The organism is Vreelandella indica (assembly GCF_037070225.1).
Lineage (GTDB): Bacteria > Pseudomonadota > Gammaproteobacteria > Pseudomonadales > Halomonadaceae > Vreelandella > Vreelandella arctica.
In genome coordinates this window covers 20,921-38,291 of the sequence record NZ_JBANSO010000004.1, presented here as the reverse complement: position 1 = coordinate 38,291, position 17,371 = coordinate 20,921, and the positions used below count along the sequence as shown (strand labels likewise).

The window sequence follows — 17,371 nt, the reverse complement described above, 5'->3', positions numbered from 1 at the left end:
CAGGCAGCTCAGAAATAGCTGTGCCGCGACACGGCGATACTCATCTTGTGCGCTGCCGCCCAGGCAGCTCAGAAAATTACATCGCCAACGCTGGAACCAAACGTCTTGTGCGCTGCCGCCCAGGCAGCTCAGAAATGAAAATCAGCAAACGCTTTGGCATTTCTCAGGTGCGCTGCCGCCCAGGCAGCTCAGAAAATGCTAGGGCAAAGCATAAATTGTGAAGCCTCGTGCGCTGCCGCCCAGGCAGCTCAGAAAGTGATCTGGGTTAAAGTTTCTTTTGGCACGAAGTGCGCTGCCGCCCAGGCAGCTCAGAAACCTCCTCTGCCGTATCGGCGTTAACAATCCAAGTGCGCTGCCGCCCAGGCAGCTCAGAAAACCACGTCACTCGGAATAACTCGATGCTGCCAGTGCGCTGCCGCCCAGGCAGCTCAGAAACGAGCCCGTTTTTGTTTGGCTATCCATGGTCGGTGCGCTGCCGCCCAGGCAGCTCAGAAAATCGGGGCGCGTCTTTCGCGCATTGTTTCGTAGTGCGCTGCCGCCCAGGCAGCTCAGAAAAGCCGCCCTGCCGATTTGCAAATTGGCGATAAGTGCGCTGCCGCCCAGGCAGCTCAGAAAACCAGCTAGGCGACCCGCTGGCGCCGTCCAGCGTGCGCTGCCGCCCAGGCAGCTCAGAAAGCGAACACTTCGCCGCCCAGCCAGGGCGAACCGTGCGCTGCCGCCCAGGCAGCTCAGAAAACGGCTACACCGGCGACATGCGCGCCCTGTCAGTGCGCTGCCGCCCAGGCAGCTCAGAAATCTCCGGTACCGCCAGCCGCGCGAACGTCAGTGTGCGCTGCCGCCCAGGCAGCTCAGAAAAATAGCCTGGCTGAGATTGAACAGTTGCTACGGTGCGCTGCCGCCCAGGCAGCTCAGAAAGGCTTCGCCCTCACACCGCCCTGGTTACGGTTGTGCGCTGCCGCCCAGGCAGCTCAGAAATTCGAGCGCGCTTTTTTAGATCTGTTGGGTGAGTGCGCTGCCGCCCAGGCAGCTCAGAAAACGCCCCGCCTGCCCTGGTTACGGGCGCGACGGTGCGCTGCCGCCCAGGCAGCTCAGAAAATCGGTGGCCGCGAACACCGCCGCCGTTTCGGGTGCGCTGCCGCCCAGGCAGCTCAGAAACAACCCCTACGCAAAAGCCCTCAAGGCCAACGGTGCGCTGCCGCCCAGGCAGCTCAGAAACGCGACGGTGAAGTCATGGTGCGCATTCTGCGGTGCGCTGCCGCCCAGGCAGCTCAGAAAGTCCCAAATGATGGACCGCCGTGATGCCAACAGTGCGCTGCCGCCCAGGCAGCTCAGAAAAGGAAGAAGCGGCGATCCTTTTCATGCTGCTTGTGCGCTGCCGCCCAGGCAGCTCAGAAAGTGCGCACGCGAAAGTAGCGCTTCTTGGGATCGTGCGCTGCCGCCCAGGCAGCTCAGAAAGCTGGCGTGCTGATGGGCAAAGACCGGGAAGGGTGCGCTGCCGCCCAGGCAGCTCAGAAATAACGATTCGTTAGAGGTGCTGGATAAGCTGCGTGCGCTGCCGCCCAGGCAGCTCAGAAAGCCCACATCGAGCAGCGCCTGGGCGAACTGCAGTGCGCTGCCGCCCAGGCAGCTCAGAAAACGATGAAATCTGGATGTCGGCAGGCGACCTGGTGCGCTGCCGCCCAGGCAGCTCAGAAAATGAAGTAGCGCGCGGGTTTTTGGGCCTGCGAGTGCGCTGCCGCCCAGGCAGCTCAGAAAAAATAGACCTCGTCGACGCCGCCGACCGCCTAGTGCGCTGCCGCCCAGGCAGCTCAGAAAATCGACACCGGTGCCACGTTCGGCGTTGGCCTGTGCGCTGCCGCCCAGGCAGCTCAGAAATTCTGGCACGAACGGCGCGCGCACTGCTTGCAGTGCGCTGCCGCCCAGGCAGCTCAGAAACAGTACTTCAGCAACAAGGACAATAGCACCCGGTGCGCTGCCGCCCAGGCAGCTCAGAAAATTCCTGTTCCTGCCGCGCGGTGCTGTCATCTGTGCGCTGCCGCCCAGGCAGCTCAGAAAAATGTGGGTAGGAGGTTCGCCTCGCTTCTTTGGTGCGCTGCCGCCCAGGCAGCTCAGAAAAGCCCGCGTATGAGCTGGTCATTGATGAGCTCGTGCGCTGCCGCCCAGGCAGCTCAGAAAACGCGCAGCACAAAGGTTTGCGCGCTGGCGCCGTGCGCTGCCGCCCAGGCAGCTCAGAAAATCGACTGGGCGCAAGGCGGGCCGCTAATCGCGTGCGCTGCCGCCCAGGCAGCTCAGAAAGGACGCTAGGTGGCTGCGCAGGTTACGGGCGTGTGCGCTGCCGCCCAGGCAGCTCAGAAAAAGCTAGCTCGCAATCCTGTTAGCTACGAAGCGTGCGCTGCCGCCCAGGCAGCTCAGAAAGGAACTGGAAGCCAGCTTTGCAGATCGCCAAGGTGCGCTGCCGCCCAGGCAGCTCAGAAAAGTAGCTCGGCAGACTCCAAGTGCTCGCTAAGGTGCGCTGCCGCCCAGGCAGCTCAGAAATCGCTTATGCCGTCAATCTCCCGCATCGCGAAGTGCGCTGCCGCCCAGGCAGCTCAGAAATGGAGGCCAAGCAGCAATTCAACCGTGCGTTAGTGCGCTGCCGCCCAGGCAGCTCAGAAAATCTGACCCTGATGCGTCATTCACTACACCCCGTGCGCTGCCGCCCAGGCAGCTCAGAAATTTCAAGTCGGACATGATGGGCCGCTTGTTGGGTGCGCTGCCGCCCAGGCAGCTCAGAAAAGGTGGCTTTTGCCGGTGCCTACCGTGCCCATGTGCGCTGCCGCCCAGGCAGCTCAGAAACGCCGGCATCCCGCGCAAGTTCCTAGGCTCAACGTGCGCTGCCGCCCAGGCAGCTCAGAAAGAACGAAGCCTTGAAGGCGCTCGGCAAGCTGCGTGCGCTGCCGCCCAGGCAGCTCAGAAAACTACGTCGTCGGGCAAGCCAGCGGGCGGGACGTGCGCTGCCGCCCAGGCAGCTCAGAAAATGTCAGGCGTGACTATCTTGCCTTTGGTGCCGTGCGCTGCCGCCCAGGCAGCTCAGAAATGGAATCGGCCGCTGTTGGGATTCACGCCCATGTGCGCTGCCGCCCAGGCAGCTCAGAAAGTTCCAGGCTTCGGCCTTCTCGATGTTGCCCTGTGCGCTGCCGCCCAGGCAGCTCAGAAACGCCACCACCCCCGCCGCCTGGGAATTCTCCAGTGCGCTGCCGCCCAGGCAGCTCAGAAAGCTAGAAAGCCAGGCCAGTGAGGCGGGCGAGAGTGCGCTGCCGCCCAGGCAGCTCAGAAATGACGCTATTGGCGTGCCGACCCAGTGGGGTCGTGCGCTGCCGCCCAGGCAGCTCAGAAACTAACCATTTCAGTGCGTGCCGATGCGAAATTGTGCGCTGCCGCCCAGGCAGCTCAGAAAAAAGCAGCGGCTATCCCCAGCGTCAACACCGAGTGCGCTGCCGCCCAGGCAGCTCAGAAAGACAAGCTGCCGCCCGTATCGCGAATGTAGTCGTGCGCTGCCGCCCAGGCAGCTCAGAAAAAGGGTAAATTCAAATCAACGGCCCCTCCCTCGTGCGCTGCCGCCCAGGCAGCTCAGAAAACCCGCGCCACCAAGCAGCCGCGCAAATGCCCGTGCGCTGCCGCCCAGGCAGCTCAGAAACAAGGCGAACCCACATCACCAAGCTGTTCACCGTGCGCTGCCGCCCAGGCAGCTCAGAAAATTCGTCGCGCAGGGCATCTTGAGTGCTGGCCGTGCGCTGCCGCCCAGGCAGCTCAGAAAATTCGTCGCGCAGGGCATCTTGAGTGCTGGCCGTGCGCTGCCGCCCAGGCAGCTCAGAAATGTTCAAGCGCCCAGGCGTAGGCATCCTGCTCGTGCGCTGCCCAGGTAGCTCAGGTAAACGTCAACGAAGCGCAGAAGTATGGGTGAGAGTACGCTGCCGTCCAGGCAGTTTTGCTAGATTTAAGATGTGTACTGGTAGTATCGCTGTGCGGTGCTTTCGGGGTGCGCTAGCGCTCATGCCAAGCTACAAGTGACGTGCATTGGGCGAGTAAGTGGTTAGGCCTGACTGCTTTCATGCGATTTAGTGCTCGACAGGTTGAAACGTTACCGCTTCATCGAAACTGTACATACACTTTTCTGGAAAAGCGTGCAGCTCGCTATCGGTCTCAATCGCTGCTGCGCGGCGTGCATCTTCGTACGCTTCGCTCATCAGTTCAGGTAATGATGCTTTTAGGCTGGGGTTGTCGTTCAGTAAGCGATTCGTTTTGGCTTGGGCATCAATGATCGTCAACCGCCAGCTACGTGAGCGGCGTTCGGGCTGGTGATCCCATTTCAGCAGGTGCATTAACAGACGAGCCAATTGGCTGACCAGCGCGCGCCGTTCGCTTTTGCCCATGCTCTCAATCTCCTCGGCGAGGTGCTCAAGATCAAGTTGCTCCAGTTTCCCCGCCCGCAGTAGCCCAGCTTGCTCCAGGGCCCAGGCATAGGCATCGTGTTCATAATGTACGGCCATAGTGATACTCCTCTAAAACCGCTAAACCACTTTGCATTTGTTTAGTGTAAACGCAAGAAGACAACAGGCGACAATATTGAAGTGAGTATAAATTTACATGGTGGCTTCTGTTAACTGTTGCTAACGCGGAGTGTGAGGATAGTTTGCCTGCCACCTTAGGTGATTAATTTGCGCTGTAGCTCAGGCAGCTCAGAAAGATGTGGGAGTTCGAGTCTCCCCATCCGCAATAAATATGATAAGTGCCTTTGGTATTGCTGCGCGTAATCGCAAGGCCATCAATGTGGTTGCGATTACGCTACTCAAGAATGGCTGCTTGGCTATTCAAATTCACACAAAAAAGCCATCGCGTTGGATGGCCTCTGTTACTGAAATCAGGAACGCGCTAACGCGTTAATCTTCTTTCGGCGGTGTTTCCATGGCGCGTTTGTCGTCGGGTACCCGTACGATGTGGCCGACTTCGAGCTTGCTGTGGCGTTGGTGGCGGCCGCCGCTGGTGTCGATAATGGCGACAACTTCGCCAATGCTGACAGCGTCATCTTCGCGGTAGGCTTCTACTTTGATGCGTACCATCATGCCCTGGAAACGTGCGGAAATAATATCGCCTGGGTCGGGTGCCCTGTGGTCGGGGTCGTTTTTAAAGTATTCCGCTACGCTGGCGCTGCCGGGTTCGTCCCATTCAATATGCTGATGCATTGTGGTCTTCCTTGTCGTGTTGGATGTTGCTTCAGTGTAGTGCGTTCAGCTGCTTACTTCATCAGGGCTGGCGGTGCTTTCTAAACCGCCTGGGCTTGCTGCCTCTGCTCGCGCTTCATTGGCTTGTTCTTCATTCTGCTCTTCAATCTGTTCTTCAGTTTGCGTTTCAACTTGTGTTTCAGCTTGTTTTTCAATTCCCGCTACGCTGTTTGTTTGCCCCACGTATTGAAACAGGAAATTGAGCGCGGCGGGTAGGCTGGCGCGCCAAACCTGCCATGTGTGGCCGCCGGGGTAAAGGTCGAGCCGTACCTCGTTGGGTTGAATGCGCTCCATGGCTTGGCGGAGTAAGCGGGCGTGAAATTCTGCGTCGTAAACGTCGCTGCGCCCGGCGCTGATATACAGTGGTACGGGGGGAAGGTCGCCTTCTTCATCGGTGCCGCGGGGGGTGACACGCAGGCGGTACTCTTCTAAATGGGCGGTGTAGTTGAGGGTTTCCCAAAGCTCGCGGTCAAATTGCCCTTGGTCATTAATAAAGGCTGGGTGGCGCCAGGCGGAGGAGTTGCGCGGTGGTAGGGGGGCGTAGCTTGCGGGGCTAAGCGCCGCGACGGCGGCAAATAAATCAGGCCGTTCTAGGGCGAAGTTAAGCGCACCGTAACCACCGGCGGAAAGCCCCGCTACGCCACGTAGGTGGCGTTCTTGCCCAACGCGATAGGTAGCTTCCACGTGGGGCATTAGGTCATTAAAAAACGCGCTACGGGCGGGTTCGTTATGGCCATCTACCCACCAGCTGCGGCTGCCGGGCATAATGAAAACTGCCGGGGGTATATGCCCTGCGCGAATTAACCTGTCGGCTACCTGTTGTAAATTGCCGCGGGAAACCCAGTCGCGGTCGGTGCCAAAAGAGCCGTGCAGCATGTAAATGACGGGATAGGGCGTAGTCGACTGGGTGTCATAATTATCAGGTAAATACACGCTATAAGGGTAATCGTAACCGAGGGTGGATGAGGAAAAATAATGATGCTCAACGTCGCTTGCCAAGCTGTGGCCGCTGAGTGTTAGCCACCCAATAAAAGTGGTGAGTAGGGTGCGAAACCGGTAGGAGAGGAAAGGTGGTTTTGGGATGAACACGTTTTCTCCGGAATTAAACTAGTTTAATAAAGTCGGACAGCGCGGCGGTACTGGTTGTTCATCGTAGCTATGCAGACTCGTTATGCCGAGCAGTTACACAAAGTAGCCATGCAGGATAGCAGGTTAGGCGTATGTAGCGGCGGGAGGCCCAATGCGAAAAATTGAAGAGATCTATTGGTTGCGCGCTTACGGCTGTATAGCCGTTTTTTTGTTTCATTTATTAGATCACGTCAATCAACGCCTCGATAATGTCGCCACTGATTTAATGCGCCTGCCGCTGGTGCTGGGTACGCCAATATTTCTGTTTATATCGGTCTTTGTGTTTGCTGTTCGCTACGATAAATCCGTGCCGGAGGGGTTTCTTATTCAGCGCGTAAAGTATGTGATGGTGCCGTACTTTGTGTATGGCTTTATTTATTCCACCGCTGAATGGTTAAGCCAACAGGCGTCGGATGAGCCGGTGGGGTTCGTGGCTAATGCTATCGAGTATTACGTTTATGCGGGCTGGCATGGCTATTTTTTGATCATTGCGATGCAGTTTTACGTGGCTTATTGGCTGTTTACCCGCTGGCAGCTGTGGCGATTGAATCCGGTGCCATGGTTGTGGGGTGCCTGCGTTATCAGCATGGCGTATTGGGGGCTGGCTTATTGGTTTGATGTTGATTTGCCCGGCTACCTGCTGTGGATCGCCCCGCTGGGGTGGATCTATGTGTTTTTCCTGGCGCTGGTGCTAGTGCGCTACTACCCGCTAGCTCAAGAGGGTGTACTCGCTGAGCGGCCCACCTGGATGCAGCAATTGGCGCACCCGGCGTGGTTGGTGCTGTTGGTGGCGCTAATTATAGCGGCGACGTTTGCGGGTTGGCTGGCGTTTTCATCCAAAGAGGTGTGGGTGATTCCATTTTTCGTGCTGTTTACGCTTTGCGCCATGCGTTATTTGGCTGGGCGCCCGGCGCCATTGTGGGTGCGCCACATCAATGCGTATTCGTTTGGGATTTACTTGGCCCACCCCATGTTCTTTGTGCTTGCCGATCTGGTCGTTGAGCCTTTGTCGTTGCCGATTGGGGTGTATGCGCTGGTACTCATCGTCGTGGGACTCGCCGGGTCGGTGGCCCTTAATAAATTGGCGAATACCACCACACTGGGAGCGATGCTGTTTGGCAAGCGCTTGAAGGTTCGGTAATGGAAATATGTGAGTGCATAAATCGAAAGGCACGGCTTACCGCTTCGATGTGTAAGCGAGATCCGGGTCGTTGGGCAGCATGGCGGATGTGTGTTCAGCAGCCTGGCTAAGCAAGCGGCCGCTGTACGTTTTTAAGCGAGTGGGGCAGTCATGCAAACGCTGTAAAAAATCGTCAATCGCGCTGGCGTCATCCAGCTCGGGATCAAATCCACCTAAGCGCTCAAGCCAGGCCCGCCTGACGGCGATGTAGGGCGGTAACAGCAGCGTGCTTGCCAATAAGCGGCGCAGGATGCGTTTGGCTAATGATGGCTGAGCAAGGCCAACAATTAAGGCATCAAGGTTGTAGGTGTTCAATTGCGGGTAGAGTGAGCCCCAGAGGCTGGCAGGCAGTGGCTGCTTCTGCAGCGCAATAATTAACCACTCAGCTTGGCTGGCAAAGGCTGCTTTATTGAGGCGTGCGCCTAGTGGTAGCTTGGGGGTGATCAAGCAATGAGTGTGGTAGCGCTGCTCAATCGAGCTGAGACGCGCATGGGCTTGCGTGCTGGTTACCAAAATGGGCAGCAAGTGGTCGGCTACGCCAGAATCACGTATGGATTTTAAGTGGCGTGGCAACATGTTACCCGTCACCATGGCATCAACGATAAAGCAAACCGACCCCATTTGCCGACTCCGATTGTGAGCAAATCTATCAAATTGTAATTTATTGTAGTATCTGGCTTATTTGGGTAGCAAGTAAAAAAACTTGCGAGCCAAAAAAGAGGGCTCACTATTATTCATGCACTTTATTGGCGCATAAAACATTATTTTTGCCCTGTATTGGTGCGCTATGGCTTTTTTAAACAGCTGCCGAACCAGCATTTAGCTGCTATGCGTCATCAAGAGGCATCCTTGTCCACTTTTTAACGTTTATAAAACAATTGGTTGCTGATTTTTTATGCCATCTTGGTGCAGGGTTGGCATGTTCTCTGCATTATATTTGCAAGCGGCTAGCGGGCCGTAGGCATAAGCCCTACGACGTGCTAAAACGATAGCCGGTCTGAAATGCTCGCTGAGCGATTTGTTCACTAATGTCAGGCAAACGTTGAGCGAACAAGAATGACAAACGTGCGGTTTAGCGCGTATTTTGTCGAACAACACATTTATCGGTAGCTTACAGTCGTTAACTTTAAGCCACGCTCATACCGGAGGACTCTATGTCAGCCAAGACTCTCGCGCTAATTGAAGAACATGATGTTAAGTGGGTAGATCTGCGTTTCACCGACACTCGCGGTAAAGAACAGCACGTGACTGTGCCTGCTCGCGATGTGAACGAAGAATTCTTTGAGAATGGCCAGATGTTTGATGGCTCTTCTATCGAAGGTTGGAAGGGCATTAACGAATCCGACATGATTCTGCGCCCGGAAGATGGCACTGGCTATCTCGACCCCTTCACCGAAGATGCGACGCTGGTTCTGCGCTGCGACATCATCGAGCCGGCCACTATGCAGGGCTACGATCGTGACCCGCGCTCCATCGCCAAGCGCGCTGAAGCTTATCTAGAGTCTACTGGCCTGGGCGACACTGCGTTTTTCGGTCCTGAGCCTGAATTCTTTATCTTTGACGAAGTGCATTGGAAGTCTGACATTCAGGGCTCCATGTACAAAATCACGTCTGACGAAGGCGCTTGGGCGACCAGTAACCAGGTAGAAGGCGGTAACTTAGGCCACCGCCCGCGCGTTAAAGGCGGCTACTTCCCGGTTCCCCCGGTTGACAGCTTCCACGATATTCGTGGCGCGATGTGTAACACCCTGGAAGCGATTGGCCAGACTGTCGAGGTTCACCACCACGAAGTTGCCAACGCGGGTCAGAACGAAATCGGCGTTAAATTCAACACGCTGGTGAAGAAAGCTGACGAAGTGCAGGAAATGAAGTACGTGATCCACAACGTGGCGCACGCGTATGGTAAAACGGCGACCTTTATGCCGAAGCCGCTGGTAGGCGACAACGGTTCTGGTATGCACGTTCACCAGTCGTTCTGGAAAGGTGGTGAGAACCAGTTCGCCGGTGACGAGTACGCTGGCCTGTCTGAAATGGCGCTTTTCTATATCGGCGGCATCATCAAGCACGCCCGTGCCCTAAACGCCTTTACTAACGCTTCTACCAACTCGTACAAGCGTCTGGTACCTGGCTTTGAAGCGCCGGTCATGCTGGCCTACAGTGCCCGTAACCGTTCTGCTTCTATCCGTATTCCTTACACCGCTAGCCCGAAAGGCAAGCGTGTTGAAGCTCGCTTCCCTGATCCGACTGCCAACCCGTACCTGGCATTCTCTGCCATGTTGATGGCCGGTATCGACGGTATCAAGAACAAGATCCATCCTGGCGATGCAATGGATAAAAACCTGTACGACCTGCCGCCAGAAGAAGGCAAGTTAGTACCGACCGTAGCACACAGCCTGGATCAAGCACTGGAAGCCCTCGACGCTGACCGTGCGTTCCTGACCGAAGGTGGCGTGTTCACCGACGAAATGATCGATGCCTACATCGAACTCAAGATGGAAGAAGTGGAGCGTATCCGTATGACGACGCACCCCATCGAGTTTGATATGTACTACAGCTGCTAATCAGCGCTTTTAGCACCTAACTGCTACCATCACCCTAGCGGTGGTAACAGTTGATAAAGACGCAGTTGATCAAAACGCAGTTGATCAAAATAGTATCAAAACCCCGCTTCGGCGGGGTTTTTCGTTATTGAGGGTGTGACAAGTGTGAGGAGCAGTATGGGCAAGCTAACCACGTACACGATCAGCTTCTTGATGGCCGCTTTGCTGGGCATCGGGGCGGCCATCATGTCAGGTGCGGCTTTTGGGCAAACGGTTTTCAGGGTCATTGATGAGCACGGCAACGTTACGTTTACCGATAACCCTGGCCGCGGCGGGGAGGCGTTGGAATTGGCACCGTTGCCAAGCCTGCCGCCTGGGTTAAGCGCAGCTACGGCCAGTGTAGCCACGCCCGCTACTGGGCGCCCACGTGGCAAGCCAGGGCAGCCTTTTATGCCGTATGACCATTTTTCGATTGCACTGCCCCAGCAAGGCGCACGGCTGCCGGAGCGAAGCACCGCGGTGGAAGTGGCTATTGCGCCTCCGCTGCGCGATGACCACCAAGTGCGGCTGATAGTGAATGGAGAGATTAGCCAGACCGCGCTGCACAGTGATGTTTTCTGGTTAACGGGGCTTCCTGCGGGGCAGCACGAGCTTCAAGCAGAGCTACTGGATAGTAGCCAGCGTTTACAGCACCGCACGCCCGCAGTGACGATTACGGTTCCTTAGACCGGGTGGTTAAAATCTCGAATGCACTAAATTGGTGCGGTTGTGGAGGCATTTGGCGCGGTGATTGCGCTAAAACGATCCATCTTCTTTTATTGCTATGCCCGCAAGCCGTGCAACTAGGCATAAATGCATAATTGGCGCGCTTTTTGCAGTTCCCTCATTGATTATCCACCTGTAGGTCTGCAACGGCGATGGAAGACGTAATTTCTCAGGACACCACCATGCATCAGCGTTTGCTTGAACATCTCACCACGGCGGTACTGCTGCTGGACGGCGAGCTGCGTGTGCGCTGGATGAACCCTGCCGCTGAAGCCTTACTAGCGGTTAGCTTAAGCCGCGTTCACGGCATCAGCCTAGATACGCTTCTGGGCGGTGTTGACAGCATCGATGAGGTATTGGCTAAAGCGCGGGATGCGTTTCATCCTTACACCCAGCGAGAAGCGCGTATTACGCCGCTGAACAGTGAGCCGCTGACGGTCGACTACACTGTAACGCCGCTATCGGACGACGAGTTACTGTTAGAAGTGGAGCCGCGGGATCGGTTAATGCAGATCTCGCGTGAAGAGGCGCTGACCACTCGCCAAGAAACCATCAAGATATTGGCCCGTGGGCTTGCTCACGAAGTGAAAAACCCGCTCGGCGGGATTCGTGGTGCTGCACAGCTGTTAGAACGGGATTTAGACGATCCGGCGCTGCGCGAATATACCCATATCATTGTGGAAGAGGTGGATCGGCTGCGCGACTTGGTCGACTCCATGCTGGGCCCTAACCGTGTGCTTAAGCATGAGCCGGTCAATATTCACCGGGTGTTGGAGCGTGTACGCGCGCTGTTAATTGCCGAGCATCCCAGCGTTGTTATTAGCCGCGATTATGACCCCAGTTTGCCCGACCTTTCCGGCGATGAATCTCAAATGATTCAAGCGGTACTCAACGTTGCACGCAACGCCGTGCAAGCCATGAGCGATGCTCAAACCCCTGAACCTACCTTAATATTGCGCACCCGCGCCCGGCGACAGTTTACCCTCGGGGCGGAACGCCACCGCTTAGTCAGTGAAGTCTCGGTGATTGATAACGGCCCAGGCATTCCCGATACGCTGCAGGAAACGCTGTTCTACCCGATGGTGTCAGGACGCGCAGAAGGCAGTGGCCTTGGGTTATCGATCGCCCAGTCGATTTTGCACCAACATCAAGGATTGATCGAATGCGACTCACGACCCGGACATACCGAATTTCGTTTACTGATTCCATTGGTAATAATTTTACCGGAGAAGCGTCATGACTGAGGCTACACGTACCGATGTTGCGCGGGTGGTGATTGTCGATGACGACCGCGCTATCCGCTGGGTGCTGGAGCGCGCCTTGGCGCAGCCCGATCTCGATGTTGAGTGTATTGAGCGTGCAGATACAGCCCTTGCGCGTTTACTGGAAAGCCCTCCCGACGTGCTGGTCACCGACATTCGTATGCCAGGCATCGACGGCCTGGACTTAATGGCGAGAGTACGCGAGGCGCATCCCGATCTACCGGTGATCGTGATGACCGCCCATTCCGACCTAGACAGCGCCGTCGCTTCCTATCAGGGCGGGGCGTTTGAATACCTGCCTAAACCGTTTGACGTTGATGAAGCCCTGGCGCTGGTGCGCCGCGCCGTGGCCCACGCCCGGGAACGCCAACGACCGGTCGCCGTGCCGGAAGGCTTAAACGCTGAGATTATTGGTGAAGCGCCCGCGATGCAGGAGGTGTTTCGCGCCATTGGCCGTCTTTCTCACTCGCATATCACGGTGTTAATCAACGGGGAGTCGGGGACGGGTAAAGAGCGCGTTGCCCAGGCGCTGCATCAGCATAGCCCGCGTGCCGGTAAACCCTTTATCGCGTTGAACATGGCGGCGATTCCTCGCGACTTGATCGAATCGGAGCTGTTTGGCCATGAGAAGGGTGCTTTTACTGGGGCGGCACAGCAGCGCCAAGGGCGGTTTGAGCAGGCCAACGGCGGCACACTGTTTTTAGATGAAATAGGCGATATGCCATCGGAAACCCAAACGCGCCTGCTGCGCGTGCTGGCGGATGGTGAGTTCTATCGCGTCGGGGGGCATACGCCGGTCAAAGTGGACGTGCGTATCATCGCCGCTACTCACCAAAATCTAGAAGTGCTGGTGGATGACGGCCGCTTCCGGGAGGATTTGTTCCACCGCCTGAACGTGATTCGTATCCACCTGCCGAAACTGGCTGAAAGGCGCGAAGATATACCACGTTTAACCCGACACTTTCTGGCCGAAGCGGCGAAAGAGCTGACTACCGATATCAAGGTGCTGACCAGTGAAGCGGAAGCCCACCTAACACGCTTGCCGTGGCCCGGTAACGTGCGGCAGTTGGAAAATATCTGCCGGTGGCTGACGGTGATGGCGTCGGGGCGTGAAATCCTGGTTGAAGATTTGCCGCAGGAACTGCGCTCGCCAAGCGCTTCCGAAAGTAGCGCCCATGGCGATTGGCGTACGGCGTTTCGCGACTGGGCGGATCATGCCTTGGCCGAAGGCCATACCCATCTTTTGGAAGAGGCGGTGCCCGATTTTGAGCGGATTCTGATTGAAACCGCTTTAAAGCATACCGGTGGACGCAAAGGTGAAGCCGCTGAACTGCTTGGCTGGGGGCGTAATACACTGACCCGCAAATTAAAAACGCTGCTGCCAGCACTGGCTGACGAGTAAAGGCTAAGCAGTCGTTACTGCTCAAGGCGTTTAATCTCAGCCAATATCGCCTCAGCTTCTTCGGTAAGGGTGGCATTGGCGCGCATATCGCCGTTACGAGACGCTTCCATCGCGGCTTGCAGTTTACGCTCATAATTTTGCTGGAGTTTCTTTTTGGGGTCGCGCTTAAACATGCCAAACATAAGCAATTTCCTCACTATCTGGTTTTGGTGTACACCATTTGTATAGGTTTTGGTTGCTTGTGTCGAATGTTTGTTTTGGTCAGCGGTTATGCGTCGTTCTGAGAGTCCGCGCTGCATTGACATAGAAAGCGCTCAAAATCGACCAAAATGGTGTCGAGGCTGGCGTGTAAGCGGTGATCATCGTCCACCATTCTCAGCGACAGCCGCTGCAGGCGAGCACGTTCAATCACCGGTTCAGGGGCAACGATATCATCGCGCCAGCCGTGAACAATGTGCGTGTGGCGTGCCTGGATGGTGGGCGACGTTTCAGGGTAGGCGGCTATGCCTAACGCGGGGGCTAACAAAAAACAGCCTAATACGGGCTGCTGAGCGCTGACGGCCGCGCTTAGCCACCCGCCCAGGCTTGAACCTGCCAGTACACAGTGGGCAGGGTCATCACCGCGCTCGGCTATCACCTGTAAAAGATGCTGAAGACGTTGCTGGGGCTCTGCCATGCCTCGATAGTCCATTACCACGGGCTCACAATCATCTAGTTTTTCAGCAACGCCTTTTAGTGCCTGGATTTTAAGTGCCCCTGGGCCGCTCTCTAGGCCGTGGGATAAGTAAACAGTCATCATCACGTTTAGCTCGCTGAGCGTTGGATAGCTTCTCCACCCTGTTCGATATCCTCACCAGCACCCCGAATGGTATTGCAACCACTTACCAACAGAAGTGTGGTCATGACGAGTATGGCAAGCGCAATAGTACGTTTCATAGCGGTTTCCTCAAAGGCATGGGCGTGCGTCAAACATTGATAGAGCTGTCTGGACACTTTTTAAAGCAAAGCCTTTTTATAGCAAAGTGGGAAGGTTCGTTAGCAAAAATAATCGCTGTTGCGCCGTTTCGCCATCATTTTAATGTGTTTCAGCTAGATAGATGTGTCTTGATAACGTGTGCTTATGTCGCATGTGCCAGTTCTACACATCAAAAGTGCAGGGAAATTAGCCTATTTGGAGATGTTTGTTGTTTTTAAGTTATTGTTTTTAATTATTAATGTTGATTATTGGCATGGCTTGGCGCAGTCCCTGCAGCTACTGAGTAGTTGCGTAGAAGTTCAGTTGTTTAGCTCTAGCCGTTTAGATAATTGTTATTAGTAACTAAGTGAGTGGGTTGAGAGAAAAAAGGAAGGCAGGACGCCGAAAGACAAACAGGGAGTTAAGTTAAAGGACAATCCGCCCACTCACTGGTTGCAGCGCAAGGAGGCGCTGTTCATCAGACCAAGGAGTGGAGTCGGTGCAAAACGGCCATCTCGTGAAAACGGGGTGGTCTTTTTGCGTGCGAAAAATATTTTAAGTACTTGATTTTTATATATTTTAAAATTTAGCTTTTTGCATCGCTTTTGTACACACAGCTCTCGTACAGATAAAACCTGTGTTTTAGTCTATCCTTTCGATAAAACCAAATGTAGCGGTTAGAAAACGTCAACGTAACGACCGCACACGACCAGGGACAAGATTATGGCGATGGCATTGATGTTATGCATGTTTGTTTTGTTCTTAGGGTTTTCGGGGGTTGGTGTGTATATGATGTTTAAGACATCTTTCATGGCCACTATGGACGAGCGCGATGACATGCCTCCCGACATTTAACCAACTGCTCTAACCATAACAATTATTTAAAAATAACTAAAATGCCCGCGTAAGCAGGCATTTTGCGTTAGTGCTTCCAACGGCCTTTGCCTCGCTCAGGCACCATACGCTCGAAATAGAGCAAGCCAAATGCAAGCCAGCCCACGGTTAATAAGCGGTAAAAATAAGTCGGAAGAAAACGGCCATTACCCCATCCAATAAAGGCTGACCAAGGCAAAGGCATAGCCCAATGCAGCGCCTGCCAGTACATCACTCACATAGTGCAGCCCCAGTCCGACGCGGGAGATCGCAATCAGTAGGGATAGCGGTAGGATCACCGGTAGTAGCCAGGGGGTGTGAGCGGCTACTAATACGCTAAACATCACCGCATGCATGGTGTGGCCGCTGGGAAAACTATAACGATCACGTGCCGGTTCACAGCACAGGATGCCCTCGCTATAGGTGATAAAGGGCCGCTCACGACAGAGTCGTGTTTTTACCAGGCGATATACAGCTATGGCAAACAGCGCAATAACGCTGTACTGCATCAACCGCCACGAGCCGTTTGGTTGAAGCCAGGGCTGGGCCAGAATCAGCAGCACCCATACCGGCCAATCACCTAAGCGGCTGGCAGCTTGCAGAGTAATGCGCCAGGGGCGATACAGCGAGAGCCGCGATATGCGCTGGCATAATTGCCACTCTAGTAAATCAAGACGGTCGAATACGACAAGCGGACGCGGGCGCATGGTGAGCCTCCTGGGCTTGGTGTAAATAACGCAGAAACTGCTCTGCAATCCCTGTCCAGCTCTGTTCAAGTGCACGTAAGCGCGCTACTCGACCTAGGCGCGCGTAGTCAGCGGGGTGCTGGCACAGCTCGACCGCTGCCTGCTGAAAGGCAGCGCTATTGCCAGCGGGAACGGTAATACCGTTATAGCCACTATTAATGAGTTCGGCGCTGGCAGCATGCTCATAAGCCACCACGGCTAAGCCGCTGGCCATTGCTTCTGCGACCACATTCCCCCAGGTTTCTGAAAGTGAGGGGAAAATAAACAGATCGGCACTGGCATAGTGGCGAGCCAGCGATTCCTGCCCCACGAAGCCGGTGAAATGCGCGTCCGGCAGTGCTTTTTCCAGCTGTGCCCGCGCAGGGCCGTCGCCTACGATGACCTGAGCGATATCGGGACGCACTTCGCGCATGGCTTGAAGGCTTTCATGGAGCAGGGTGAGGTTTTTTTCGGCGGCTAACCGACCAACATAAAGTGCGACCGGCTGATGTTCGCCTACGCCCCAGCGCTGGCGCAATTGTGTATCACGATGAGCAGGCGAGAAGCGCTCTCCGTCTAGCCCACGTGAAAGCACATGGATATCCCGGATCCCTTGCTGTTGAAGCGTATTAGCTTGCTGATGGGTAGGCACTAACGTTAGGTCGCAGCCATTATGAAAGTAGCGAAGGTAGCGCCGTGTGGTCGATGCCAGCCAAGTAACACCATAATCTTCGCAGTAGTGATCAAAGTTCGTGTGCCAACCCGCCACTAGAGGGATATTGAGCCGCCGTGCCGCTTGACGAGCAGCCCAGCCGAGCGGGCCTTGGGTTGCTAAGTAGATAACATCAGGGCGATGTTGGTCCCAAAAGCGTCGTAATGTGGCGGGTGTGACTAATCCCACCTGAACATCGGAATAGCCGGGTAAAGCAAGGCGCTGCACTTGCAGTTCGCTGTTCACCCCCGTTGCATGACTAGGGGTTCTTGGGCGAGGACGAATAACATCAACCGGCACTCCTTGCCGACGAAGTTCGTAGCTTAACCGGCTCAGCGTATGGGCAACGCCATTAATATCCGGTGACCATGTTTCACTGACGATGCAGAGCCGCATAAGCGATCCATCCCTTTATCACGTTTTTATGCAGTGTGGGCAGAGTGAATGACACTGCCGAGTCAAATGGATGAACAAGCGATGACAACGTGGTAAGGAATGATAACGAACGGCAATGCCATGACTGTCAGAAAGCCAATCGCGCGATTATCACCTAGGCTGGGTAGGACGC

Annotated in this window: 14 protein-coding genes and 1 CRISPR repeat array (1 of these 15 only partly in view); of the genes, 5 read left to right on the top strand and 9 right to left on the bottom strand. The window is 55.5% G+C overall.

Features of this window, described 5'->3' with window-relative positions:
* A CRISPR array of direct repeats spans positions 1–3,856; the repeat unit is 28 nt; unit sequence GTGCGCTGCCGCCCAGGCAGCTCAGAAA (it extends 3,674 nt beyond the left edge of the window).
* Positions 3,857–4,097: 241 nt separating this feature from the next.
* From V8L71_RS03685 to V8L71_RS03675, 3 genes are all read right to left on the bottom strand, one after another.
* The gene (locus V8L71_RS03685; RefSeq protein WP_101147089.1) at positions 4,098–4,529 is read right to left on the bottom strand and encodes a DUF29 domain-containing protein; all 432 of its coding nucleotides are present in this window, start codon (positions 4,527–4,529) and stop codon (positions 4,098–4,100) included.
* 390 nt (positions 4,530–4,919) lie between these two features.
* Entirely contained in the window at positions 4,920–5,222 is a 303-nt protein-coding gene (locus tag V8L71_RS03680; protein WP_101147088.1) for a hypothetical protein, read from the bottom strand.
* A gap of 45 nt (positions 5,223–5,267) precedes the next feature.
* Positions 5,268–6,350 (bottom strand): alpha/beta hydrolase, encoded by a 1,083-nt coding sequence (locus tag V8L71_RS03675; protein WP_232774933.1) that lies wholly within the window; start codon positions 6,348–6,350, stop codon positions 5,268–5,270.
* Between the two features lie 151 nt (positions 6,351–6,501).
* On the opposite strand from V8L71_RS03675, the gene V8L71_RS03670 reads away from it, so the two are divergent.
* A complete protein-coding gene (locus tag V8L71_RS03670; RefSeq protein WP_101147087.1) occupies positions 6,502–7,530 on the top strand; it encodes an acyltransferase family protein in 1,029 nt (342 codons plus the stop codon).
* Positions 7,531–7,566: 36 nt separating this feature from the next.
* On the opposite strand, the gene V8L71_RS03665 is transcribed toward V8L71_RS03670, so the two are convergent.
* Complete coding sequence (locus V8L71_RS03665; RefSeq protein ID WP_101147086.1) at positions 7,567–8,190, bottom strand: hypothetical protein; 624 nt, start codon at positions 8,188–8,190, stop codon at positions 7,567–7,569.
* A 533-nt stretch (positions 8,191–8,723) separates the two neighbouring features.
* On the opposite strand from V8L71_RS03665, the gene glnA reads away from it, so the two are divergent.
* From glnA to ntrC, 4 genes are all read left to right on the top strand, one after another.
* Positions 8,724–10,130, top strand: a complete 1,407-nt coding sequence (glnA, locus tag V8L71_RS03660; RefSeq protein ID WP_101147085.1) for a glutamate--ammonia ligase — start codon at positions 8,724–8,726, stop codon at positions 10,128–10,130.
* Between the two features lie 156 nt (positions 10,131–10,286).
* The gene (locus tag V8L71_RS03655; RefSeq protein ID WP_101147084.1) at positions 10,287–10,835 is read left to right on the top strand and encodes a DUF4124 domain-containing protein; all 549 of its coding nucleotides are present in this window, start codon (positions 10,287–10,289) and stop codon (positions 10,833–10,835) included.
* A gap of 221 nt (positions 10,836–11,056) precedes the next feature.
* A complete protein-coding gene (gene glnL, locus V8L71_RS03650) occupies positions 11,057–12,118 on the top strand; it encodes a nitrogen regulation protein NR(II) (RefSeq protein WP_035586359.1) in 1,062 nt (353 codons plus the stop codon).
* Positions 12,111–13,538 (top strand): nitrogen regulation protein NR(I), encoded by a 1,428-nt coding sequence (gene ntrC, locus V8L71_RS03645; RefSeq protein WP_101147083.1) that lies wholly within the window; start codon positions 12,111–12,113, stop codon positions 13,536–13,538. Before glnL ends, ntrC begins: the two co-directional genes overlap by 8 nt.
* A gap of 14 nt (positions 13,539–13,552) precedes the next feature.
* Here the strand turns inward: ntrC and V8L71_RS03640 are convergent, their stop codons facing one another.
* From V8L71_RS03640 to V8L71_RS03620, 5 genes are all read right to left on the bottom strand, one after another.
* Positions 13,553–13,720 (bottom strand): DUF6435 family protein, encoded by a 168-nt coding sequence (locus V8L71_RS03640; protein WP_144408617.1) that lies wholly within the window; start codon positions 13,718–13,720, stop codon positions 13,553–13,555.
* Between the two features lie 86 nt (positions 13,721–13,806).
* Positions 13,807–14,337: a YqiA/YcfP family alpha/beta fold hydrolase gene (locus V8L71_RS03635; protein WP_035564130.1), complete on the bottom strand. Its 531-nt coding sequence runs from the start codon at positions 14,335–14,337 to the stop codon at positions 13,807–13,809.
* A 5-nt stretch (positions 14,338–14,342) separates the two neighbouring features.
* Positions 14,343–14,474, bottom strand: a complete 132-nt coding sequence (locus V8L71_RS03630) for an entericidin A/B family lipoprotein (RefSeq protein ID WP_008956940.1) — start codon at positions 14,472–14,474, stop codon at positions 14,343–14,345.
* 1,059 nt (positions 14,475–15,533) lie between these two features.
* Positions 15,534–16,073 carry a phosphatase PAP2 family protein gene (locus tag V8L71_RS03625; protein WP_176303370.1) on the bottom strand — a complete coding sequence of 180 codons (540 nt, stop codon included), beginning with the start codon at positions 16,071–16,073 and terminating at the stop codon, positions 15,534–15,536.
* Entirely contained in the window at positions 16,036–17,199 is a 1,164-nt protein-coding gene (locus V8L71_RS03620; RefSeq protein ID WP_176303369.1) for a glycosyltransferase family 4 protein, read from the bottom strand. The genes V8L71_RS03625 and V8L71_RS03620 overlap by 38 nt, the downstream gene beginning before the upstream one ends.
* Positions 17,200–17,371 lie beyond the last annotated feature (172 nt).

What these genes read in the sequence shown, in the direction of transcription:
- V8L71_RS03685 (WP_101147089.1), bottom strand. Translation starts at nt 4,529, where the DNA reads ATGGCCGTACATTATGAACACGATGCCTATGCCTGGGCCCTGGAGCAA.
- V8L71_RS03680 (WP_101147088.1), bottom strand. Translation starts at nt 5,222, where the DNA reads ATGCATCAGCATATTGAATGGGACGAACCCGGCAGCGCCAGCGTAGCG.
- V8L71_RS03670 (WP_101147087.1), top strand. Translation starts at nt 6,502, where the DNA reads ATGCGAAAAATTGAAGAGATCTATTGGTTGCGCGCTTACGGCTGTATA.
- V8L71_RS03665 (WP_101147086.1), bottom strand. Translation starts at nt 8,190, where the DNA reads ATGGGGTCGGTTTGCTTTATCGTTGATGCCATGGTGACGGGTAACATG.
- glnA (WP_101147085.1), top strand. Translation starts at nt 8,724, where the DNA reads ATGTCAGCCAAGACTCTCGCGCTAATTGAAGAACATGATGTTAAGTGG.
- V8L71_RS03655 (WP_101147084.1), top strand. Translation starts at nt 10,287, where the DNA reads ATGGGCAAGCTAACCACGTACACGATCAGCTTCTTGATGGCCGCTTTG.
- glnL (WP_035586359.1), top strand. Translation starts at nt 11,057, where the DNA reads ATGCATCAGCGTTTGCTTGAACATCTCACCACGGCGGTACTGCTGCTG.
- ntrC (WP_101147083.1), top strand. Translation starts at nt 12,111, where the DNA reads ATGACTGAGGCTACACGTACCGATGTTGCGCGGGTGGTGATTGTCGAT.
- V8L71_RS03640 (WP_144408617.1), bottom strand. Translation starts at nt 13,720, where the DNA reads ATGTTTGGCATGTTTAAGCGCGACCCCAAAAAGAAACTCCAGCAAAAT.
- V8L71_RS03635 (WP_035564130.1), bottom strand. Translation starts at nt 14,337, where the DNA reads ATGATGACTGTTTACTTATCCCACGGCCTAGAGAGCGGCCCAGGGGCA.
- V8L71_RS03630 (WP_008956940.1), bottom strand. Translation starts at nt 14,474, where the DNA reads ATGAAACGTACTATTGCGCTTGCCATACTCGTCATGACCACACTTCTG.
- V8L71_RS03625 (WP_176303370.1), bottom strand. Translation starts at nt 16,073, where the DNA reads ATGCGCCCGCGTCCGCTTGTCGTATTCGACCGTCTTGATTTACTAGAG.
- V8L71_RS03620 (WP_176303369.1), bottom strand. Translation starts at nt 17,199, where the DNA reads ATGCGGCTCTGCATCGTCAGTGAAACATGGTCACCGGATATTAATGGC.